Annotated in this window: 25 protein-coding genes and 1 other RNA gene; 15 read left to right on the top strand and 11 right to left on the bottom strand. The window is 38.4% G+C overall.

The genetic code is table 11. The features are described 5' to 3' along the window. Positions 1–7: 7 nt before the first annotated feature. The 3 genes from IGL70_RS11485 to IGL70_RS11475 form a co-directional block, all read right to left on the bottom strand. Positions 8–1018: a peptidylprolyl isomerase gene (locus IGL70_RS11485; RefSeq protein ID WP_002286208.1), complete on the bottom strand. Its 1011-nt coding sequence runs from the start codon at positions 1016–1018 to the stop codon at positions 8–10. A 179-nt stretch (positions 1019–1197) separates the two neighbouring features. After that, complete coding sequence (locus tag IGL70_RS11480; protein ID WP_002286203.1) at positions 1198–1542, bottom strand: YtxH domain-containing protein; 345 nt, start codon at positions 1540–1542, stop codon at positions 1198–1200. Next, a complete protein-coding gene (locus IGL70_RS11475) occupies positions 1535–1969 on the bottom strand; it encodes an HIT family protein (protein ID WP_002297570.1) in 435 nt (144 codons plus the stop codon). The genes IGL70_RS11480 and IGL70_RS11475 overlap by 8 nt, the downstream gene beginning before the upstream one ends. 137 nt (positions 1970–2106) lie before the next feature. On the opposite strand from IGL70_RS11475, the gene IGL70_RS11470 reads away from it, so the two are divergent. From IGL70_RS11470 to trmB, 4 genes are all read left to right on the top strand, one after another. Then, complete coding sequence (locus IGL70_RS11470; protein WP_002297572.1) at positions 2107–2844, top strand: ABC transporter ATP-binding protein; 738 nt, start codon at positions 2107–2109, stop codon at positions 2842–2844. Next, on the top strand, positions 2837–4048 hold the full coding sequence (locus IGL70_RS11465) for an ABC transporter permease (RefSeq protein ID WP_002286197.1): 1212 nt from the start codon (positions 2837–2839) through the stop codon (positions 4046–4048). Before IGL70_RS11470 ends, IGL70_RS11465 begins: the two co-directional genes overlap by 8 nt. Before the next feature lie 203 nt (positions 4049–4251). Further along, positions 4252–5034, top strand: a complete 783-nt coding sequence (locus tag IGL70_RS11460) for a phosphotransferase family protein (protein ID WP_002286194.1) — start codon at positions 4252–4254, stop codon at positions 5032–5034. Between the two features lie 69 nt (positions 5035–5103). Further along, the gene (gene trmB, locus IGL70_RS11455) at positions 5104–5772 is read left to right on the top strand and encodes a tRNA (guanosine(46)-N7)-methyltransferase TrmB (RefSeq protein WP_002324251.1); all 669 of its coding nucleotides are present in this window, start codon (positions 5104–5106) and stop codon (positions 5770–5772) included. Between the two features lie 91 nt (positions 5773–5863). On the opposite strand, the gene ade is transcribed toward trmB, so the two are convergent. Further along, positions 5864–7618: an adenine deaminase gene (gene ade, locus IGL70_RS11450; protein WP_002297577.1), complete on the bottom strand. Its 1755-nt coding sequence runs from the start codon at positions 7616–7618 to the stop codon at positions 5864–5866. Positions 7619–7749: 131 nt separating this feature from the next. On the opposite strand from ade, the gene comGA reads away from it, so the two are divergent. From comGA to IGL70_RS11405, 9 genes are all read left to right on the top strand, one after another. After that, positions 7750–8679: a competence type IV pilus ATPase ComGA gene (gene comGA / locus IGL70_RS11445; protein ID WP_104873992.1), complete on the top strand. Its 930-nt coding sequence runs from the start codon at positions 7750–7752 to the stop codon at positions 8677–8679. Further along, on the top strand, positions 8636–9685 hold the full coding sequence (gene comGB / locus IGL70_RS11440) for a competence type IV pilus assembly protein ComGB (protein WP_002286180.1): 1050 nt from the start codon (positions 8636–8638) through the stop codon (positions 9683–9685). The genes comGA and comGB overlap by 44 nt, the downstream gene beginning before the upstream one ends. Further along, positions 9682–9960, top strand: coding sequence for a competence type IV pilus major pilin ComGC (gene comGC / locus IGL70_RS11435; RefSeq protein ID WP_002286179.1), 279 nt, complete (start codon positions 9682–9684; stop codon positions 9958–9960). The genes comGB and comGC overlap by 4 nt, the downstream gene beginning before the upstream one ends. Next, a complete protein-coding gene (gene comGD / locus IGL70_RS11430) occupies positions 9935–10405 on the top strand; it encodes a competence type IV pilus minor pilin ComGD (protein ID WP_086319500.1) in 471 nt (156 codons plus the stop codon). The genes comGC and comGD overlap by 26 nt, the downstream gene beginning before the upstream one ends. Continuing rightward, positions 10377–10724, top strand: coding sequence for a hypothetical protein (locus tag IGL70_RS11425; protein WP_002286177.1), 348 nt, complete (start codon positions 10377–10379; stop codon positions 10722–10724). The genes comGD and IGL70_RS11425 overlap by 29 nt, the downstream gene beginning before the upstream one ends. Further along, complete coding sequence (gene comGF, locus IGL70_RS11420) at positions 10687–11112, top strand: competence type IV pilus minor pilin ComGF (protein WP_002324246.1); 426 nt, start codon at positions 10687–10689, stop codon at positions 11110–11112. The genes IGL70_RS11425 and comGF overlap by 38 nt, the downstream gene beginning before the upstream one ends. Further along, the gene (gene comGG, locus IGL70_RS11415) at positions 11084–11443 is read left to right on the top strand and encodes a competence type IV pilus minor pilin ComGG (RefSeq protein ID WP_002324245.1); all 360 of its coding nucleotides are present in this window, start codon (positions 11084–11086) and stop codon (positions 11441–11443) included. The genes comGF and comGG overlap by 29 nt, the downstream gene beginning before the upstream one ends. A gap of 171 nt (positions 11444–11614) precedes the next feature. Then, complete coding sequence (locus IGL70_RS11410; protein ID WP_002319190.1) at positions 11615–12622, top strand: class I SAM-dependent methyltransferase; 1008 nt, start codon at positions 11615–11617, stop codon at positions 12620–12622. Between the two features lie 24 nt (positions 12623–12646). Continuing rightward, positions 12647–13831: an acetate/propionate family kinase gene (locus tag IGL70_RS11405; protein WP_104857850.1), complete on the top strand. Its 1185-nt coding sequence runs from the start codon at positions 12647–12649 to the stop codon at positions 13829–13831. A gap of 435 nt (positions 13832–14266) precedes the next feature. Here IGL70_RS11405 and abc-f read toward each other — a convergent pair whose 3' ends face one another. The 7 genes from abc-f to IGL70_RS11370 form a co-directional block, all read right to left on the bottom strand. Continuing rightward, positions 14267–15850, bottom strand: coding sequence for a ribosomal protection-like ABC-F family protein (abc-f, locus tag IGL70_RS11400; RefSeq protein ID WP_104873993.1), 1584 nt, complete (start codon positions 15848–15850; stop codon positions 14267–14269). 104 nt (positions 15851–15954) lie between these two features. Then, entirely contained in the window at positions 15955–16083 is a 129-nt protein-coding gene (locus IGL70_RS11395; protein WP_002293651.1) for a hypothetical protein, read from the bottom strand. Positions 16084–16425: 342 nt separating this feature from the next. Next, positions 16426–16569: a portal protein gene (locus IGL70_RS11390; RefSeq protein WP_002293650.1), complete on the bottom strand. Its 144-nt coding sequence runs from the start codon at positions 16567–16569 to the stop codon at positions 16426–16428. A 223-nt stretch (positions 16570–16792) separates the two neighbouring features. Further along, the gene (locus IGL70_RS11385; RefSeq protein WP_002293649.1) at positions 16793–17272 is read right to left on the bottom strand and encodes a universal stress protein; all 480 of its coding nucleotides are present in this window, start codon (positions 17270–17272) and stop codon (positions 16793–16795) included. Between the two features lie 72 nt (positions 17273–17344). Continuing rightward, complete coding sequence (locus IGL70_RS11380; protein WP_002293648.1) at positions 17345–17629, bottom strand: hypothetical protein; 285 nt, start codon at positions 17627–17629, stop codon at positions 17345–17347. Positions 17630–17706: 77 nt separating this feature from the next. After that, positions 17707–17901: non-coding RNA, 6S RNA (ssrS, locus tag IGL70_RS11375), on the bottom strand. Between the two features lie 71 nt (positions 17902–17972). Beyond that, positions 17973–19259, bottom strand: coding sequence for a replication-associated recombination protein A (locus IGL70_RS11370; RefSeq protein WP_002289088.1), 1287 nt, complete (start codon positions 19257–19259; stop codon positions 17973–17975). A gap of 137 nt (positions 19260–19396) precedes the next feature. Here IGL70_RS11370 and IGL70_RS11365 point away from each other — a divergent pair, with 137 nt between their 5' ends. Both IGL70_RS11365 and IGL70_RS11360 read left to right on the top strand, forming a co-directional pair. Then, on the top strand, positions 19397–20068 hold the full coding sequence (locus IGL70_RS11365) for a DNA-3-methyladenine glycosylase (RefSeq protein ID WP_002297596.1): 672 nt from the start codon (positions 19397–19399) through the stop codon (positions 20066–20068). Beyond that, positions 20034–20522 (top strand): DUF3013 family protein, encoded by a 489-nt coding sequence (locus IGL70_RS11360; RefSeq protein WP_002289091.1) that lies wholly within the window; start codon positions 20034–20036, stop codon positions 20520–20522. Before IGL70_RS11365 ends, IGL70_RS11360 begins: the two co-directional genes overlap by 35 nt. Positions 20523–20533 lie beyond the last annotated feature (11 nt).

The raw sequence follows: 20533 nt of genomic DNA, 5'->3' as shown, positions 1-20533 counted from the left end.
TTTTCTTTTATTTTGATGAATCAGTTGTTTCTTCAGTTGAAGATTCTTTTGTTGAATCAGTTGATTTTGTGTCAGAACTCTTTGTTGAAGCTGTAGTTTCACTTGAGTCTTTCGTACTTGATGAAGTTGTTGTGAATGCACTCAACACATTTTCAAAGGCATCATCTTTGATTTTTACATTTGCATCTTTTAATTCTTCACCGATTACTTTAGTTGTGAATGCATTGTCACTTAGTTTAGTTTCAGTAGCGATATCTTTTAGTTGATCTTTGTATTTATCCATGTCATTGCCTTTATTTTGGTTTTTCACCATTTTGACAACGTAGTATTCTGTCGCATAAGAAGTAGGATTTGTTGTAGTAATAACATCGGAGATCTCACCGTCTTTCAATTTGAAAGCTGCTTCTTTTACTTCTGCAGGAATAGTTGTTGTCGTTGAGTCGAATTTAACTTTACCGCCATCTTCTTTTGTCTCTGTATCAGTTGATTTGTCTTTGGCTAATTTAGAGAAATCATCTCCATCATCCGCTGATTTTTTCACATCTTTTGCTTCATCTTCACTTGATAATTTGATGATTTGTGCTTCTACTTCTGGATGGAAAGATTTCCAAGCAGTTTTCAAATCGTCATCTGTAATATCTACGTGAGCTTTCAAGCCAGCTTCAAAAGCTAAATTGTTACGAATATATTCTTTATAAGTATCTTTCGTATATCCAGCAGCTTCTAATTGTGATTCAAAAGTATCACCTAATGATTTCGCTTGTTTGTCGTATTCTGCATCCACTTGCTTATCGGTTACTTTATCGCCATATTTGTTATTGAATACTTTATAAATGATCATCCGTTGTACTAAGGATTGGTTCGATGATTCAAGTTTTGCTTCATCATAGAAATCAGATACAGTGATCGTTCCGCCTTTCATCGTTGCGATATCTTTATTAGTATCGCCTGAACAAGCTGCTAGAGTTAAAACAGCCAACGCACTAGTAGCTGCCAAAATAATTGATTTTTTTTTCATTAAAATTTGCACTCCTGTAATTAGTTATTATTTTTATATATTAACTATACCATATCCCATTTCCTTTAAAAACGTTGTCGTGGTAGTTTCAAACAAAATTCAAAATTTCATCACATTCCTAGGAAATACGCAAACTTTTCTCACTTATATAGTTAAATCTGTTGAGAAAATAATCATTATTATATTTGTTCAGGATACTCTGGCAGATCAGCTTTTAGTTTTTCTACTTGTTCATTGATTTGTGTGATACGTGGTTCGGCTTGGAATTTAAAATCTTCGATATCTTTTTTGATTGCTTCTTGGAAAGCAGGAATCACAGATTCAGCTGTTTCTTTTGTTTCGATCAATGCGCTTTTAAAATGATTAAGGCTGTTATTTAAATCATTTGTCAGAGTTGTTGCTTCTTCCAATTCTTCGATCAGTTTCTTTCTTGTTTCATTCCCGCTCCTGGGCGCCAATAACAGACCTCCGACAGTGCCAGCAGCAGCTCCAAATAACAGTCCTTTGAAAAAGTTTTTAATCATCGCAGGACACCTGCTTTACGATTGTTTCTTGAATAGCTTTTAGTTCTTCCGATCCATAACTATCTTGATGATTGCCAAAGTGAATAGAAAAATCATCCTCTTTGCTGTAGCGAGGGACTAAATGGATATGTGAATGAAAAACAGATTGATAGGCTAGTTCACGGTTGTTATTCAAGATATTAAGACCTTTCATTTCTGGAAAAGCTTTTTCCAATGCTTGAGCAATCTTAGGCACACGCGAAAAAACCTCTCCTGCAAGTTCGGGATCATATTCAAAAATATCTGCTACATGACGTTTAGGCACAACTAATGTGTGTCCTTTCGTTGCTTGAGAGATGTCTAAAAAAGCATAGACCTTGTCGTCTTCATATATTTTATAGCTTGGGATTTCTTGATTGATGATTTTGCAAAAAATACAGTTTTCCATATAAAACATCCTTTCTATAAAGAATAAATACTTCAGCTTAACTTTACCATAAGTTAAAGCTATTGTAAGGAAAAAAACAAAATACCGTCATTTTCTTCGTGGTATAATAAATAAAAATAAATGGCGGAGGAAAAAGAATGAGTTTAATTATCGATCATGTCACAGGGGGGTACGGACATCTCCCTGTGTTAAAAGATATCAGTTTCGATGTACAGCCTGGAGAGATAGTAGGGTTGATTGGACTGAACGGAGCAGGGAAAAGTACGACCATCAAGCACATTATCGGTCTGCTGGAAGCTTCAAAAGGAACGATAGAAATCAATCATCTATCCTTAAAGAAAAATACGGAAGAATATCGCAAACAAATTGGGTATATTCCAGAGACTCCTTCTTTATATGAAGAATTGACATTGAGAGAACATATCGAAGTCACTGCGATGGCCTACGATATACCTATGGATACAGCAATGAAAAGAGCAGAAAAGTTGTTGGAGACTTTTCGGTTATCTAATCGTCTTGACTGGTTCCCAGCTAATTTTTCAAAGGGAATGAAACAGAAAGTGATGATCTTATGCGCCTTTTTGATCGAGCCTTCTTTATATATCATCGACGAACCATTTTTAGGCTTGGATCCACTAGCTATCAATGCATTGCTTGAATTGATGGTAGAAATGAAAAAAGAAGGAGCCGGTATTTTGATGTCTACGCATATTTTAGCTACTGCAGAAAAATATTGTGATCGTTTTGTGGTCTTACATAACGGAGAGATACGAGCAGACGGTTCTCTTGAGATGTTGAGAAAAGAATTTCAGCTGCCGGATTCTTCTTTGGACGAAATCTATATTGCTTTAACAAAGGAGCAGGCACATGAGTAGTTTTTTTCAAAAACGTTTAGCAAGACATCAAAAGAAAATGATGAAATATATGCGTTATGTATTGAACGATCATTTTGTTTTAGTTTGTCTTTTCTTGATTGGCGGTGTGGGATTATATTATTCTAATTGGTTGAAAACCCTGCAGCCACCGTTTGCAATTGGAGGGCTCATAATCTCTGTATTTTGGATGCTCTGTTTATTCGTGGGTAAGATGGCTACTTTTGCAGAGGCAGCAGATATTGTTTTTTTACTTCCTAAAGAAAAAGAAATGCAAACCTATTTGGAACGAGCTTTTCGCTATTCTTGCATTTTTCCGTTGATCTTTTTGATATTGGCATGCGGATTGGCCATGCCATTAGTGGTGGTTAGTACGGAGCAATCCTTTTCGATGTTTTTCGTCTATCTGATCATATTATGGAGTTTGAAATTCAGTCATCTGCAAATCAAGAGAGCAGAATTGTTTCGACTAGATCAACAAGTTATTCGTTATTGGAAATTAGGCTGGTTTTTTTCTTCTCTGATCTTTTTGTTTCTATCATTTTATTGGCTAATATGGGCAGGAATAGCAGGTGCATTAGTACAGGCAAGTCTATATTACTGGTTTTTGTGGAAGCAACAAGAAAAAGGATTGGATTGGGAGAAAATGGTGCATGTAGAAGAACATAGGTTGCATCAGATCTATCAATTTATCAATTTATTCACAGATGTTCCTGAAATTACGGCAAAGATCAAAAGAAGACGCTATTTGGATCCTATATTGACTCATATTAAAAGAGAATCAAAAAACACTTATCTTTACTTGTTTGCAAGAAGATTGGCAAGAGGTTCTGATTTTAGTGGTCTTTATTTCCGATTAGTAATTATAGGTGGGTTATTGATTGCCGGAGTAGTCGACTTTTATTTTAGTCTGATTATCGGTTTCTTATTTTTATATTTGATCGGTTTCCAACTGTTACCTTTAGCGAACCAGTTCCGCTATATGGTTCTCGTTCAGCTTTATCCAATCCATAAGAATCAGAAGAAGCAGGCGATTCAGTATCTACTCACATGGGTATTAATTATCGCGTCGGTTATTTTTGGTTTGATTGCTGCAGTCGTATTAGATGGGCAGCAGCGATGGGTTCCGCTAGCGGCTTATTTGATTGTTACTATGCTCTTTGTTAAACTATATGTACCAACTCGTTTGAAGAAGATGTCAGACTGAAAACAAAGCTGTGTAGGGTAAAAATGAGAATGAAAAATAGAGCGTTGACAGTAAGAATGCTGTTCGTTCTATTTTTTTTGAGAAAAGCTGGTTTTTTGAATGGCAATTAAATGAAAAAGAACGTATATGTGCTTGACGTGTAGTGTTCAGGCGACTAGAATAATAAGTACTGCAAAACAAAGAGTAAGAGGACGGGAGAATGCATGATGGAGTTTCAGTTAGACCAAGAGTGGCGGTTACGTCCCATCAAAGGCGACACAGGAAAAACATACATAGGCATGCGTGATGAGGACAAAGTCTTTATTAAACGAAACACGACTCCGATGTTGGCTGCTCTTTCAAGGGAAGGAATTACACCAAAACTTGTTTGGACAAAACGAACGGGGAATGGCGATACTTTGACAGCACAAGAGTGGCTGGAAGGTCGCTTGCTGACTCCTAATGAGATTGGTCAAAGAAACGACGTGATTGATGTTTTGTACCATTTACATCATTCAAATTCTCTTAAAACCATGCTGACCCGTATCGGTGGTCGTGTCATGACGCCGGAGAAGATGCTGCAAAAATATGAAAAAGAATTACCGGAAGAACTCCAGAAAAATCAATTTCTGCAAATTGTCCATCGTTTTCTTCGTGAGCAGATCCCGTCAATAGATAAGGAAAACTTATCAGTAGTACACGGAGATGTAAACCATCGTAATTGGTTAGTATGTAAAAATTATTTATATCTAGTCGATTGGGATTCAATCATGTTTGCAGACCCTGCGGTGGATATTGCAACGATTTTAGGAAATTATGTGCCACTGTCTAGCTGGAATCAGTGGCTGATCAGTTATGGCATACGCCCGACTGACGAAATGCTTGAAAAATTTCATTGGTATGCGGCCATGAATTTGCTCCAAGAAATCACCAGATATTGCAAACGTGAAGATCATCGACGGATGAACGAAGAAATTTTACAATTAAAACGAATTTTCAGTGGCTGAGGTTTGGCCCAAACTCTGCGGAGATTTGGCCAGACCTTTTTAATTAGAGGAAAGGAATGGAGATAAATAATGCGTGTCCGAAATCGTCCGGGAGCAGCGGAAATGTTAGCGGCTCACCCGAATTTTGTAATTAGTGATCCAACATTGTGGAAGGGAAAATGGAATGAATTGTTTGAAAACGATCATCCAATCCACATTGAGATTGGTATGGGGAAAGGCCAGTTCATCACTGGAATGGCAAAAGCCCATCCTGAAATCAATTATATTGGAGTAGAAATGCAGGTCAGTGTTGTTTCGATTGCACTAGACAAGTTGATCGAACAACCGCTTCCTAACCTGAAACTTCTACATGTGGATGGATCAGCGTTGACAGAGTATTTCGCTGACAGCGAAGTAGATCAAATCTATCTGAATTTTTCCGATCCATGGCCAAAAAAACGTCATGAAAAACGGCGATTGACATATAAGACTTTTCTTGCTGTAGATGAACAGATTCTTCGTCCAAATGGAGAAATCCATTTCAAAACAGATAATCAAGGATTGTTTGAGTATTCTCTGGCAAGTTTTTCTCAATATGGCATGATCCTCAAACAGGTATGGTTAGATTTACATCAAAGTCAATTTGAAGGCAATATTATGACGGAGTATGAAGAAAAATTTTCTTCAAAAGGTCAACGTATTTATCGAGTAGAAGCTCAATTTCAAGATAAGACCAAAAAGAAAAGTCTGCGAAACTAACTTTCTGCTTTCATAAAAACATTAATATCCATAAATAAATCCCAGAAAATGAACATTACAGATGTAATGTATTTTCTGGGATTTATTTGATTTAAAATGTATTTATTTCATCGGTTTTTCCACAAGGTGGAATCAATTGGAAGCGAGAAAATGAAAATAATCCTTTGTCGGTGATCTTCAATTCGGGTATGACAGATAATGTTAAGAAAGAAAGTGTCAAAAAAGGATCAAAGGTTTTAGCTGCTCCTAGTTGATGTGCTTTAGTTATTAATTCATTCAACTGTTCATAGACGATCGAAAAAGGTTCCTGTGTCATGATTCCGCCTATAGGAAGAGAAACACAAGCTATTTCCTGCTGTTTGTTGACAACGGTCATCCCGCCACCTTTTTGAATCAAAAGATTAGCAGCATACAGCATATCCTCGTCGTTTGTCCCAACGACAACTAGATTATGCGAGTCATGGGCAATCGTTGTCGCTATCGCTCCTTGTTTCAGCTGAAATCCTTTCACTATGCCTAATCCAATGTTTCCCGTTTGATGGTGACGCTCGATCACCGCAATCTTTAATTGGTCTTTTTCGATTGAAGGAATGAATCGTTCGCCTTGTCGGTCCACTTTTTCTACCAAATCTTTAGTCACTAGACTATTCGGGATAATTTCGATCACATGGACTTGTGAAGAAGAAAGAAGCAGCTCTAACGAATGTGGATTTAATGGTTGAGCGTTTAGTTTTGGCAGACAACACGTATATGAATTTGAATGATCAGCAAATAAATGGTCTTGGAGTTGCCCAGATTGAACAACTAATGTTCCCTTATAGAAAACTTCATGAACTGGCAGCTTGGTAAGATCGTCTGTTAAGAAGAAATCAGCTTGATACCCAGGGGCAATCGCACCTAGTGTTTTCAAATCAAAACATTCTGCTGCATTCAATGTTGCCATCTGAATGGCTTGTAATGGATCGATTCCAAGTGCAATAGCTTGACGGACGATATGATCGATTGATCCTTCTTTTACTAAATCATTGATCAGTTTATCATCGGTGACAAAGAAGCATCTTCTTGAATTTTCAGGTGTGATCGCCGGTAGTAGCGATGCCAGATCTTTTGCAACGGTCCCTTCTCGAACCATTAAATACATACCAAGATCCAAACGTTCTTTAGCTTCTTTTGCAGTTGTAGCTTCATGATCCGTCCGAATACCTGCTGCAGGATAAACATTTAACTCTTCCATGCCGATACCAGCTGCATGCCCGTCAATTTTTTTCTTATGCTGGTGCATCAATTGGATCTTTTCTAGGATGTCTGTTTCATTATTTGCTACTGCTTGATAGTTCATGACTTCAGCTAAGCCTAAAACTTCGGGTTTTTGTAAAAAAGGGGCTAATTTTTTTGCATTTAAATTTGCACCATTGGTCTCAAAAGGGGTTACAGGTACACAAGAAGGTAGCATAAAAAAGATATTCATGAGTGTTTGTCTTGCATCTTCTATCATAAACTCAAGACCTGTACTCCCAGCAATGTTTCCTATTTCATGGGGATCTGTCACTACAGTAGTAACTCCATGAAGCAAGGATACTTTTGAAAATTCGCTTGGTGATAAAAGTGAGCTTTCGATATGCACATGGCCATCGATGAATCCTGGCACTAGATATTGCCCATTAGCATTATGTACGCTTTTTCCTTCGTATTCACCGATTCCTACGATCATTCCTTCGCAGATTGCTACATCTTTTTCCATGATTTCTTTCGTAAAGACGTTGACGATCTTAGCATGCTTGATCACTAGGTCAGCAGGCTTTTTTTTACTTGCTACTTCGATATATTTCCTTAATGTTGTTTCCAATGGAGTGCCTCCCAAGATAAATTTTTATAAGTATAACATAAATTCGGCTTTTGCCAATATTTTTTTGTAAATTCATTTTATTTGAAACAAAAAGATCAAAAAGACGTATGTTTTTTGTGGAGGGGAGAATAATGGAAATAAAACGATTATCGGATCAAATGATAAGTGAAAGTTTTGCCAAACATGCCCAAGACGTATATATATTGCCAGCTTCAGAAGTATTTTACATCTATTTTCGCTATGGAAAAAAACGAACATTCTGGAAGAAAGTCTCTTCGGCAGATGGACAGCAACTGATCTCAAGATTTAAGTATTTGGGACAGATGGATATCGGAGAAAAAAGAAAAGCTCAGTTAGGTGCATTTACTTATTCTTTAGAAAAACAGGAAGTTCGTCTGCGGTTGTCTTCTGTAGGAGATTACCTTCAACGAGAGAGTTTAGTGATTCGGCTATTATACGGTACTTTTGAAACACCCCATCGTTGCTTTAGTTCTCGAGATTTTGCAACTATTTTACAGAAAACCGTCAGACGTGGATTATACCTTTTCAGCGGACCAGTCGGATCAGGCAAGACTTCTCTAATGTATCGGTTGGCTTTGGAAGAAAAATTGCAAGTGATTACTATCGAAGATCCTGTAGAGATAGAAGAACCGTTTTTTCTGCAGCTACAGATCAATCCGAAAATAGCACAGACTTATGATACACTTTTGAAACTCGCATTACGGCATCGTCCAGACTTGCTAATCATTGGCGAGATAAGAGATGAATCAACTGCACATGCTGCGGTAAGAGCAGCACTAACAGGGCACCGGGTTTTTGCAACCGTACATGCACGCAATCTTGAAGGTACATTGGTCAGAATCCATGAACTGACAAAGAAAAAAGAAGAGCTATCTGAATGTTTAGCTGGTGTCATTTATCAAGAACTTTTGGAAGATGCCAATCACCATCCTTCTGTCTTATGGAGTTATCAATTTATGGAGGAAAAATCAGTAAAAAAATCATGGGAGGAAAGTTATGAAGAAGCTCAGGAAAATATTTGGCAGTCAGAACTATTCTAAAGGATTAACAAGAAGCCAGCAAAACCAGTTTGCACAAACCATGGGAGAACTGCTTTTATCTGGTTTTAGTCTGCAAGAATCCCTTTATTTATTACTCACGATCCGTTCGTTTCCACCTGTTATTTTGGCAAACATCCAACATCAGCTAAAGGAAGGGCAAGCGTTTAGTGAGGTACTTTCGCAAATAGGATATGGAGCAGAGCAACTGGTACAGATCGAGTTAGCTGAACGTCATGGGAATCTGCCGACAACTTTGTTGGAAATTGCCAAACAGTTTCGGCTTGTTGAAGGATTTCGCAATGATTTGAAAAAGCTGCTTGCATATCCCATGCTATTGCTCACCTTTTTGCTAGGTATCTTGTTTAGTATGCGGTTGTTCGTTTTGCCTCAGCTTATTGGTTCAGGAATGGTCATGCAAGAGCATTGGGGGATTCAGCTGATACAAGTCTTTCATTGGTATGTTCTACTATTCATCCTAGCGGTTACTCTATTGGCTTTACTAGTAAGGTATCGTCTGATGAAGTTGTCTCCTGTTGATCAGAGTGAATGGATAAGCAGACAATTATTGATTGGACCGATATATTCCTTGTATCAATCGGCTTATTTGTCACTAGAGATTGGAAAGCTTTTTCATGAAGGTTTCGAATTAAGGCAAATCATAGTCTGCTTAAAGGAAACGAAACAAGAAAGTCTGATTCAGCATCTTGCCTCTAAGTTGATTCAAGGATTGGAGGCAGGTATGTCATTGGCTGAGCAGTTCCAGAATTATCGTTTTCTATCAGAAGAATTCAGTAAAATTGTTTTACAGGGAGAGGCAAAGGGAAGTTTAGGTAAAGAACTGATTTTTTACAGCGAATGGACAAGAAAACAGCTTTTCAAACGTCTTCATCACTGGATGCATTTTATTCAGCCAATCATTTTTTTGGGCGTAGCGGCTTTGATTTTATTAGTTTATGCCGCTGTTTTATTACCTGTTTACGGAAGCATAGAGGAGGTTTTGCCATGAAAAAGAGAAAAATATCTTATTATAGCGGTTTTACATTGATCGAAATGCTAATCGTCTTACTGATCATCAGTGTATTAGTGTTGTTGTTCGTCCCTAATTTGTCGCGTTATAGGAATCATGTAGACCAAGAAAGTCGTGAAGCGATCATCCAGTTGGTAGACACACAAAAAGAGCTCTATGCGCTTCAAAATAATGGAAGAGTTCCTACTGTGGAGGAATTGTTGAATGAAGGCTATATCAAACGAGAACATGCAGAAATCTATCAGCGGCCTTGAAGGCAAGGTTTTAGCATCAGGATATACGTTGTTTGAATCACTCTTACTGATTTTATTACTTACAACGATCCTTTCTTTTCCAGTTCTCGCATTTTCTGCATGGAAGAATGAATTGGCAGTCTATCAATTTTTCAGCCAATTTGAAAAACGAATCTATTCTACGCAAAAAATCGCTATTGTGAATCAGATCCAAACAGGCTTTTATTGGAATAGTGAAGAGAATCAAATCATTTTTCATGTTCCGAATCCAGATAAAATAAATTGGGAAGTATTAGATATTCCTGATGAGATTATCTTGAAACGCCATGCTTCTATTACTTTTGCTGCTAGAACCGGGAATGAAAGTTCACTAAAAGCTTATCAATTTTATTGGGAAGAAAAAGAGCGGACGATTACGTATCAATTCCAGATAGGGAGTGGTCGCTATACAAAAAGAATTGAATAAAACAGGATTTGTTTTGTTGGAGTCCCTTACAGCGCTTATGATCGCTTCTGTCTGTGTCTACTTAGTGAGCTTTGGCCAGCTGTTTTTGCTTCAGGCAGAAAAGAAAAGTGGGGAGGAACTGCTATTTATTCGAATGATTTATGAAGATATCAAGACGCAGCGGATGTATCACAAAAGACCAGAGCGAAGGGAAGAAATGATCCCATACGATATCCAAATTGTCGATAATAATGGAGTAATCGAAAAAGTGTTTGTCAATATGGAGAAAGAAGCGATCAGTATTGAAAAAACAAGTAATTCCAGCATTTACGCTGATTGAATGTCTAATTGGACTGATGATATTGAGCAGTCTATTGCTCACATTCAATCTTTTGATTCAGCAAACCATCCAAGTAAGTGAGTTTTTGCAACGTAAAGATCAAAAAGAGTGGCTAATATTTTTAGCACAATTAGAAGAAGAACTCAAGAGCAGTCACAATGTCTCTGTGAAAAATCAGCAACTGCACTACACGATCGAGGATAAACAGTATATCATCGAAAGATATCAGGCAATGATACGTAAAAGAAGAACTTCCGGCGGACATCAACCTATGTTAACAAGTATCACTGAGCTTCAATTATTGGAAAAAGAACACGCAATTTCTTTTTATGTACACTTTGAAAATGGAGAAGATGGATATGCCATATGGACAAAAAACGATCAGTAGAAAATGTTATAAGGGCTCTATTTTATTTTCTGTCTTGCTTTTATTTCTTTTATGTACGTTTTTATTGATGGCAACATTAGAAAGCTACCGTTTGTCAATGGATCTTAATATACGAATCAAAAATTATTATATAGCAAAAATAATGAAGCAGATGGCTTTATCGGAACAGTCTACGCTTGCCGAAAGTTCGGAAGGAGTTTTTTACTACACAACTGGATCTGTAACATATCAGTGGGTACAACAGTCCCTATTCTTAGAGGTGGAAGTCTCACCGTTTATCTTTCGGTTCACAGAAGAAGTAAAAAATGATACAGATACTAGTACAGAATGATGGAATGTTCGTGAAAACGCCCTCTTTTCTGTTATAACACTGTTTTTAATAAAAAAATGTTTGCCGTTTCACAAATAAAAAACAGTGAAAACGATTGAAATTTTGTCAATTGTTCGATAGAATTAAACAGGTGAAAAAATTGTTATAATATATCTAGAAATGAGGTGCACCATGTTACCAGAAAAAATGGAACAAGGGTTTAATCAAAACCTGGAAGCTATTCAGCTTTTACAGAATGCATTGGGAACTTCCTTTTTAGAAGCCTATGTCGAAAATGCAGAAAATTTAATAGATGATTATCAAGTACGTGTGGTGGATGGAGTGCCGACAAAAGAGACAACGCAACGGATCACAGCTCTTTATGAAGAGTTGAAGAAACTTTCTTTCGAGCCAGAAGAATGGCGCAGACTGTCTCAATTACTTTTATTGAAGGGCAGCCAGACAGAACATTTGCAGGCGAACCATCAACTCACTCCTGATAGTATCGGTTTTTTATTTGTTTTTCTTATTGAACAACTATACACAAATAAAAAAGCACCGGTTAAGATTCTGGATATTGCGGCAGGAATGGGCAACTTGTTATTAACAGTTCTTTTAAACCTATCGAATGCGGGGTACCAAACAGAAGGAATTGGTGTGGATATTGATGATACATTGTTGGCTGTCGCAGCTTCTACAAGTGATTTGACACAAGCAAATGTTCAATACTTTCATCAAGACGGGTTGCAGGATTTATTAATAGATCCTGTCGATTTTGCAATCAGCGATTTGCCAATCGGTTATTATCCGAATGACGAAAAAGCAAAAGAGTTTTTAACAAGTACCGAAGAAGGCCATAGTTATGCACATCATTTATTGCTAGAGCAATCAATGAAATATGTGAAGCCGGATGGTTTTGGTTTGTTTTTGATGCCGAGTGGATTTTTAGAAACGGATCAAAGTGAAGAAATCAAAAAATGGTTTAAAGAAGAAGGTTATCTTCAAGGAATGATTCAATTGCCAGATGAATTGTTCCGTAATAAACAATCGCAAAAAAGTATTTTGATCTTACAGAAAAAAGGACCACAAGCACAACAAGTAAAAGAAGTCTTGCTTGTGAAACTTGCTTCATTAAAAGAACCAGAGAAGGTGACGGAATTTTTCAACGAGTTTAAAAACTGGAAATCATCTGCTCTGTAATCATTCAACGAGAAGGAGAGTCATATGTCTAAAACAATTGCAATCAATGCTGGGAGTTCAAGTTTGAAATGGCAATTATATCAAATGCCAGAAGAAACCGTAGTTGCGAAAGGGATCGTCGAACGTATCGGTTTACAAGATTCTATTTTTACCATCAAGTACGGCGATAATCAAAAATTCGAACAAATCATGGATATCGAAAACCACGAAGTAGCAGTAAAAATGCTGTTAGATCAGTTGATTGAACTGCAAATTTTAAGCTCTTATGATGAAATCACCGGAGTAGGGCACCGTGTTGTTCACGGAGGAGAAACTTATGGGGATTCAGTAGTGATCGATGAGGAAGTAATGGACCGCATTGCTGAATTAGCAGAATTTGCTCCTTTGCATAATCCTGCAAACTTAATGGGGATCAAAGCGTTTAAAAAGATTTTACCTGACATTTTGAGTGTGGCTGTATTCGATACATCTTTCCACTCAACAATGCCAAAGCAAAATTATTTATATAGCTTACCGGTGTCTTATTATGAAGATTTCAAAGTAAGAAAATATGGCTTCCATGGCACAAGTCATCGTTATGTGTCGGAACGTGCGGCAAAATTATTGAACAAACCGATCGAAGAACTAAAAATCATCACTTGCCACTTAGGAAATGGTGTATCGATCACAGCAGTCGATGGAGGTAAATCCATGGATACTTCTATGGGATTCACACCATTAGCTGGGGTGACAATGGGTACACGTTCAGGTGATATCGATCCAGCTGTTCTCCCATATTTAATGGAAAAATTAGAGATTGATATTGATGAAATGATCAATGTTTTGAACAAGAAATCTGGTCTGCTAGGCCTAACAGGATTGTCTAGTGATATGCGTGATCTTGAAAAGAACTATGAAAAAGAACATATTCGTTTAGCTTATGATATTTTCGTGGACCGCATCCGAAAATACATCGGCGGTTATGTGACAACGATGAATGGTGTTGATGCAATTGTCTTTACTGCTGGTATCGGCGAGAATGACGGACATGTACGTAGTGAAATCATCAAAGGTATGTCTTGGTTTGGTTGTGAAATCGATCCAGCGTTGAATGAATTGCGTGGTGAAGAAGTAGATATCTCTACAAAAGAATCAAAAGTAAGAGTATTAGTGATCCCAACAGATGAGGAACTAATGATTGCCCGTGACGTGGAGCGTCTGCGCGGCTAAGCCAAAGCATTCGTTAGGATAAAAGATGAAACGCATGCAAGAGGGAATTCTTGCATGTGTTTTTTTGCGGAGAAGACCGCAAAATGGTAATTTAACTTCAATTTCCCTTCTTTTTTACAGGATCTTCTTAGGGAATTTTGCTTGGAAAAGTGGTCAAAAGGGAAAAGACTGGCATTTTATTTATTGATTTTCAGGAAAATCCCAATATTTTATTTTCATTCATCTTTATAAGGGTCATTACATATGTAAAAAGAAAAAACATTTTTAGATCAGCCTCGTGGGCTGTCGACTTTATTCTTCGCTTTATGTTTAGCTAGAAAATCGATCCGAAACATTTATTGATCGAATAATAAAAACTTGATTTTCCACCTGTGCTTTGACTGAATCGTGAAAGCACAGGTATGAAAATCAAGTTTTTTGTTGCGAAAAAGCGTCCTAGTCAATCAGTTGGCCGAGCGGCTGGCGGCTGATCTGCTCCTGCTCAATAACGAGTGCTTCTTGGAAGTGTTGCTGCAAAAAGTAGCGATCATGGCTGACTGCTAGGAGCGTTCCTTGATAGTCTTGCAGCATTTCTTCAATTTCTTCTCGAGCATAGCTGTCGAGGTGATTGGTTGGTTCATCCAAAATCAGGACGTTGATTTTTTCTAAAAAGAGTTTCAGCAACGCCAAACGGATTTTTTCACCACCGGATAAATCTTTGATCCGTTTACCCACATCGCTTTGATAAAAGCCACTTTTGGCTAATTGCCGTCGAGCGACTTCTTCGTTTCCAGTCAATGTGATGGCGTAAGCCAGCAAACGGCTATCGGGATCGGCAAACTGCAGCTGCTGCGGCAAATAACCGATTTGCAAGCTACTACCTAATTTGATGGTGCCACCGTAAGGCTTTTCCTCACCGAGTAATAATTTGAGTAAGGTTGATTTTCCTGCACCATTGTCGCCGATGATGGCTAAATGATCTCCACGATAGACTGCAAAACTGCTGTCTTTGAATAGTACTTGATCAGCGTACTGCTGGTGCAAGTTTTGAATGATGAAAACTTCTTTGCCAGATTTTCCACCATTAGACAAGCTTTGCAGCCGATTTTTCGGGGGAGCTGGCGGTTTGACGAGTGTCAGTTTCGCCAGGCGGCGTTCCAGTTCTTTGGCTTTTTTGAAGAAGGACTCATTGTCTCCTTCATGTGCCCACTGACGAAAACGACGAATCATGACTTTCAACCGCTGGACTTCTTTTTGCTGCAGTTCGTAATTTTTTGTCAGCTCAGCCAAGCGAGCTTCTTTCAAGACTCGAAAACGGCTGTAGTTTCCGGGATACTCAATCAATGCACCTTCTTCCAGTTCCCATGTTTTTGTGGTGACTTGATCGAGAAATTGCCGATCATGAGAAACGACCAGAACCGATTTTTTTGTATTCTGTAAATAGTTTTCCAACCAGCGAATACTGTTAAGATCTAAATGATTGGTCGGTTCATCGAGTAAAAGTAAATCGGCATCGGCTGCTAAAATTTTGGCTAAAGCGACTTTAACTCGTTCGCCTCCGCTAAGTTCTGTTAACCGTGCTTCCTGACGGTGTGGAATCCCTAAGCCTTGCAAGATCGCTGCAATCCGGTCTTCTAATACGTAACCGCCTAGTTCTTCAAAGCGATGCTGCAGCTCACCGTAACGGGTCAGACACTTCTCTAAGTTTGTATCTGGTTCTGTCATAAATGCTTCGTAGCGACTCATTTGCTGTTTGAGGTCCTGTATCTCAGCGGCAGAATGGAGCAAGTAGTGGTTGACGGTTGCTTCGGAAACTGTAAGTTCTTGTTCGACCGTCCCGATCTTTAAGCCTTTTTTGCGACTGATAACACCGCTGTCGACACCTTCTCTGCCGGTCAAGATTTGTAAAAAGGTTGATTTGCCAGTTCCGTTGATACCGACTAAGGCAATTTTTTCACCAGCTTCAATTTGACAGGATAAATCCTCAAATAATGGATTCCCGCCGATTGTTTTTTTAATAGAAATTGCTTGTATGATCATGATCTCTCTCCTTGAGACCACTCAAAAAGGCCATGGTTATCCATGGCCTGTGTTATTTAAACTCAGATTATCATGAGAAAAATACCTTGAGATGGCCATTGATTTTACGTGAATTCAACTGTTTTGGACAAACTTGTCCCGTCAACAGCAACTGTAAAACCAATTGCATGGCTAAATGCGATATGGTATCGTTGGTAATTTTCATTACTTGTTATTTTAGTCATGCGCATCATAGTATTTTCCCTCCTTCGTGTAGTTGTCTTTTTCAGTGTACCTGAAAGTGTCAGAAAGTTCAACTAGCGCTGACATTTACTTAATATTTATCGATGTGTAATTCTGTCAGAGAGCTTTTTTTATCTGACTGAGGGTAATGTCTCGTGGACCACATCATTGTATTCTGAGCTAAACCAGCGTTCAGGCGAAATCATATGGTGTTTGATAAAAAACTTTGTCTACATGACTTCCTTTTGCCATTTGCTTAATACCGTTGCATTAAACAGCTCTTCTCTTTGGAAATCACCAACATCGCGTTCAGGAGTATCGTTGTGGTTGCAATGGCAAGCGGTAGCCTTTCATCAATTCTTGAATGATTTACCGAATGTAGCACTTGCCTTCTCGCGGTACCCGAACCCGAAATAAAATTTTAGTTTGGCGATAAAATCGGTATCCGCCATCGATACTTCATATTTTTTCGTATCAGATTCATCGGAAACTTCCACATTGACGAACCAATAAGCTTTGGCATGCTTAGGTCGTTTTAAACCACACCAGGGCGACTAATCGCCCGCCGGTGTTCACTTTTTTTATTTTACTTGAACTCATTGACTGTTTTCCCTTTATTTTAAACATTATAAAGACCGATGAGTGCTTGCCGCGTCTTTTGTTTTTATCACGGTTTTTTGTGCAAAAAAACCTGCCGATAGTTGGCAGGTCGTCTACGTGTTAAGCTTTGGTGTGGTCTTTAGCTGGCAATTGGTTTTCTAAATCAGTTCGGACAACAAGCACATCGCAAGCTGCGTTTCTAATAACATATTCAGAAACAGAACCAATAAATAAACGTTCTACAGCATTCAATCCTGTGGCTCCTAACATAATCAAATCTACTTGATTATCTTCTGGGATTTCTCTGGCGATAATTTGTTTTGGTGAGCCATATTCTACGACAGAGGTTACATTATTCAAGCCAGCTTTCTTCGCATTGCTTTCATAATCTGCCAATGTTTGCTTTGCCATTTCAGTAGCTTGTTCTGCAAGCATTCCATCAAAGGATGAAACGGTTTGGAAAGAACGTGTGTCAATGACATGTGCTAATAGAAGTTCTCCGTTATTTCGGATAGCTACATTGACCGCCTTTTTAAAAGCTAATTCAGCTTCATCAGAACCATCTACGGCAACCATGATTTTTTTGTATTGTTGTAACATAAGCATTCACTCCTCAAGTCAATCGTATTGTACTCTTTTATTGTAGAACACTTTAGGGAAAAAGAGAATTATTTACTGCTTTGGTTCAGCAATTTTTTTTGCAAATCGGATACTGAAGGTGGCAGAAACAATAATTACGATCAGTAAAAAGACCAAGGCAATAAAGCGTTGATTGAAAAAAGCTGTTAAAATACCCATTACGCCTAAAACAGCATATGCAGCTCCGTAAAATTGTAGGAATCCTTGATTTTTATCATTTTTGTTGATCAATACAAAAAAGATATCCTGTTTATTAAATAAATAATAGCTAACGAATAATAATACTAAAGTGGCGATAATCATTAAAATCCTAATCATGAACAAATCCTCCAAAATAAGCAACAAATAGAAAAAGCAATTTGCCAAGAGCAAATTGCTTTATTCTTTAAAAGATGGTAATCTCCGTTAATGCCGTTATTTGTCCTGTAGTATTGATCCCGCGAATTCAAGCAGGTGGGTCCCATGGTCGTAGCTTCGAACTACCAAATGATAAGGCATGTTACCAGCAGTGACACAAGACGGGTCCCAAGATATCAATAAAAATGTTCGGTCAACACACAAAGAGGACAATTCGAACATCACAGATTTCCCACCTCTATAGTAGCATATGAATTTAAAAAGAGCAATGAGAGAGCTCGCAGAAACAGAACCGTTTTCTTGTCTAGTTTTTTGGAGGATGCTTTTTCCACTCTTTTATACGGTAATACTGTTGACCCAGAGCCTGTTCATATTTCCCTGTATCTTTTGGCTGATAATACTGAGCATTCTTCAGTTTATCTGGTAAATATTGCTGATTGACCCAAGCCTGATCAAAATGATGAGGATACTGATAACCCACGCCACGGTTGAGGGATTTCGCACCTTTGTAATGGCTATCTCTCAAATGATCAGGAACATCTCCAGCTTTGCCCTCTCGAATATCAGCAAGTGCTGCATCTAATGCCATGTAGGCAGAATTGGATTTTGGCGACAAGCAAAGATCGACGACGACGTCTGCTAGTGGGATACGTGCCTCAGGCAATCCCAATTTTTCAGCAGCTAATACAGCGTTCACTGTACGAGCCGCAGCAGCAGGATTACCTAAACCTATATCTTCATAACCGATAACCATCAGACGCCGGCAAATACTTGCCAGATCACCTGCCTCAACTAAACGGGCGAGATAATGAAGTGCAGCATCCACATCACTTCCACGAATCGATTTTTGAAAAGCCGAAATAACGTCATAATGAGCATCTCCATTTTTGTCATGGGTAAGAGCTTTTCTTTGGACACATTCTTCAATGATCGACAGTGTAAGATGAATCCTTCCTTCTTTATCTGAAGGAGTCGATAGTGTAGCCAGTTCCAGCCCATTCAATGCACTCCGCAAATCGCCGTTCGTTGCACGCGAAAGGTGAAGAAGAGCATCTTCGTCTAACTGGATTGCTTGTTGTCCAAGGCCGCGTTCTTTATCCCTTAAAGCATGTTCGACTGCCAACTGGATGTCTTGTTCTGTTAATGGTTTGACTTCAAAGATCTGTGTACGGCTGCGGATCGCTGGATTGATGGTAATATAAGGATTCTCAGTAGTCGCTCCGATCAAGATGATTCGGCCACTTTCTAAATGAGGAAGCAGAAAATCCTGTTTTGTTTTATCTAATCGGTGTACTTCATCCAATAAGAGGATCACTGTACCACTCATTTTTGCTTCTTCCGCTACAACTTGTAGATCCTTTTTTGAATCTGTAGCGGCGTTTAGCATGCGAAATGCATAATTAGTAGAGCCGGCGATCGCACTTGCGATACTCGTTTTTCCAGTACCAGGAGGTCCATATAGAATCATGGAAGAGAGCATGCGAGCATCGACCATGCGGCGTATGATTTTTCCTTCCCCGACTAGATGCTGCTGACCAACGACTTCATCGATCGTTCGAGGTCTCATGCGATAAGCCAATGGCTGTTGCATAGGATTTTCCTCCTTCTTGTTTTTACGTCCCTTAATTATATCATATTTAGCAAGATGCCTAGAAAGAACAGCCTTCTGTTGTTTTGTTTTCATAGCTTATCCAACTAATATTGTGTATGATAAAGTAGGTGAGAAAAATGACGGATAAACAAAAGATAGATGAATTTTTTTGGAATAAAACGACGCCAGAAGTGGCACGGGATTTATTGGGGATGTATTTGGAGCATGACACACCAGAAGGAAGATTAGCTGGATATATTGTAGACGCGGAAGCATACCTAGGTCCAGAAGACGAGGCCGCCCATAGCTATGGTTTAAGAAGAACACCGCGTGTGCGGGCAATGTATGAAAAACCAGGTACGATCTACCTTTACACGATGCATACTCATCGGATTTTGAACATCATTACTCAGCCAGAAGGGATTCCTCAAGGAGTAATGATACGTGCAATCGAACCCGCCGCAATGATTGATCAAATGAGTAAAAATCGTGGCGGAAAAACTGGTCCAGATATCAGCAACGGTCCGGGAAAATTAGTGGAAGCATTAGCAATTCCTCAAGAACTTTACGGTCAGTCTATAGCAGATAGTTCGTTACGCTTAGTTTTTGAGAAAAAAAAGACACCAAAAAAGATCAATGCTTTGCCTAGAATCGGTATCCCAAACAAAGGTGTATGGACAGAAAAGCCGTTGCGTTTTGTTGTGTCGGGAAATCCTTATATCTCTTTACAAAGAAAAAACCAAATCGAGAAAGATTGGGGTTGGAGGAAAGAAAATGAAAAAGAAGGATCTATTAACATACTTAGATGAAATAATTGAAAAACAAGTGACAGACTATGATGTAGCTTTAGATTGGGATACAAAAAATCATACGATCGAGATCGTTGTTCGCTTGTTTGCAGAAAATAAAGCACAATTTGAGATTGATGATGCAGAAGGGATCGTTTCGCAAGAACCAATTATCGAATTTGAAGACGGCGTACTTCTTTTTAATCCTCAGAAATCTGTTTTTGATGAACGCAATTATCTAGCAGTAATCCCTTATGAAGGAAAAAAAGGGTTGGCAAAATCAGTAGCTGATTCTTTAGTGGAATATCTAAATGAAGTATTAGCTCAAGGGCAAAGCGATTTGCTTGATTTTTTGGATGAAGACGATGACGAAGCTGTATTCGAGCTTCACTGGGATAATCAGCAACTAGCAGAATTAGTAGAAGTAAAACAGCAAAATGAAGCAGATACTTATTTACCATACCCAAGTTATTAAGGAGTGACAGA

The organism is Enterococcus sp. DIV0901a (assembly GCF_051711525.1).
GTDB lineage: Bacteria > Bacillota > Bacilli > Lactobacillales > Enterococcaceae > Enterococcus_B > Enterococcus_B faecium.
The sequence above is the reverse complement of the archived record's forward strand: the minus strand, read 5'-3'. Positions and strand labels throughout refer to the sequence as shown.

Coding starts and splice junctions, on each gene's coding strand:
- comGC (WP_002286179.1), top strand. CDS start 9,682: ATGAAAAAGAGAAAAATATCTTATTATAGCGGTTTTACATTGATCGAA.
- IGL70_RS11470 (WP_002297572.1), top strand. CDS start 2,107: ATGAGTTTAATTATCGATCATGTCACAGGGGGGTACGGACATCTCCCT.
- IGL70_RS11395 (WP_002293651.1), bottom strand. CDS start 16,083: ATGATGCGCATGACTAAAATAACAAGTAATGAAAATTACCAACGATAC.
- trmB (WP_002324251.1), top strand. CDS start 5,104: ATGCGTGTCCGAAATCGTCCGGGAGCAGCGGAAATGTTAGCGGCTCAC.
- IGL70_RS11465 (WP_002286197.1), top strand. CDS start 2,837: ATGAGTAGTTTTTTTCAAAAACGTTTAGCAAGACATCAAAAGAAAATG.
- IGL70_RS11385 (WP_002293649.1), bottom strand. CDS start 17,272: ATGTTACAACAATACAAAAAAATCATGGTTGCCGTAGATGGTTCTGAT.
- IGL70_RS11475 (WP_002297570.1), bottom strand. CDS start 1,969: ATGGAAAACTGTATTTTTTGCAAAATCATCAATCAAGAAATCCCAAGC.
- abc-f (WP_104873993.1), bottom strand. CDS start 15,850: ATGATCATACAAGCAATTTCTATTAAAAAAACAATCGGCGGGAATCCA.
- IGL70_RS11380 (WP_002293648.1), bottom strand. CDS start 17,629: ATGATTAGGATTTTAATGATTATCGCCACTTTAGTATTATTATTCGTT.
- IGL70_RS11485 (WP_002286208.1), bottom strand. CDS start 1,018: ATGAAAAAAAAATCAATTATTTTGGCAGCTACTAGTGCGTTGGCTGTT.
- IGL70_RS11410 (WP_002319190.1), top strand. CDS start 11,615: ATGTTACCAGAAAAAATGGAACAAGGGTTTAATCAAAACCTGGAAGCT.
- comGG (WP_002324245.1), top strand. CDS start 11,084: ATGCCATATGGACAAAAAACGATCAGTAGAAAATGTTATAAGGGCTCT.
- comGD (WP_086319500.1), top strand. CDS start 9,935: ATGCAGAAATCTATCAGCGGCCTTGAAGGCAAGGTTTTAGCATCAGGA.
- IGL70_RS11405 (WP_104857850.1), top strand. CDS start 12,647: ATGTCTAAAACAATTGCAATCAATGCTGGGAGTTCAAGTTTGAAATGG.
- IGL70_RS11365 (WP_002297596.1), top strand. CDS start 19,397: ATGACGGATAAACAAAAGATAGATGAATTTTTTTGGAATAAAACGACG.
- comGA (WP_104873992.1), top strand. CDS start 7,750: ATGGAAATAAAACGATTATCGGATCAAATGATAAGTGAAAGTTTTGCC.
- IGL70_RS11360 (WP_002289091.1), top strand. CDS start 20,034: ATGAAAAAGAAGGATCTATTAACATACTTAGATGAAATAATTGAAAAA.
- comGB (WP_002286180.1), top strand. CDS start 8,636: ATGAAGAAGCTCAGGAAAATATTTGGCAGTCAGAACTATTCTAAAGGA.
- IGL70_RS11370 (WP_002289088.1), bottom strand. CDS start 19,259: ATGCAACAGCCATTGGCTTATCGCATGAGACCTCGAACGATCGATGAA.
- IGL70_RS11460 (WP_002286194.1), top strand. CDS start 4,252: ATGATGGAGTTTCAGTTAGACCAAGAGTGGCGGTTACGTCCCATCAAA.
- IGL70_RS11480 (WP_002286203.1), bottom strand. CDS start 1,542: ATGATTAAAAACTTTTTCAAAGGACTGTTATTTGGAGCTGCTGCTGGC.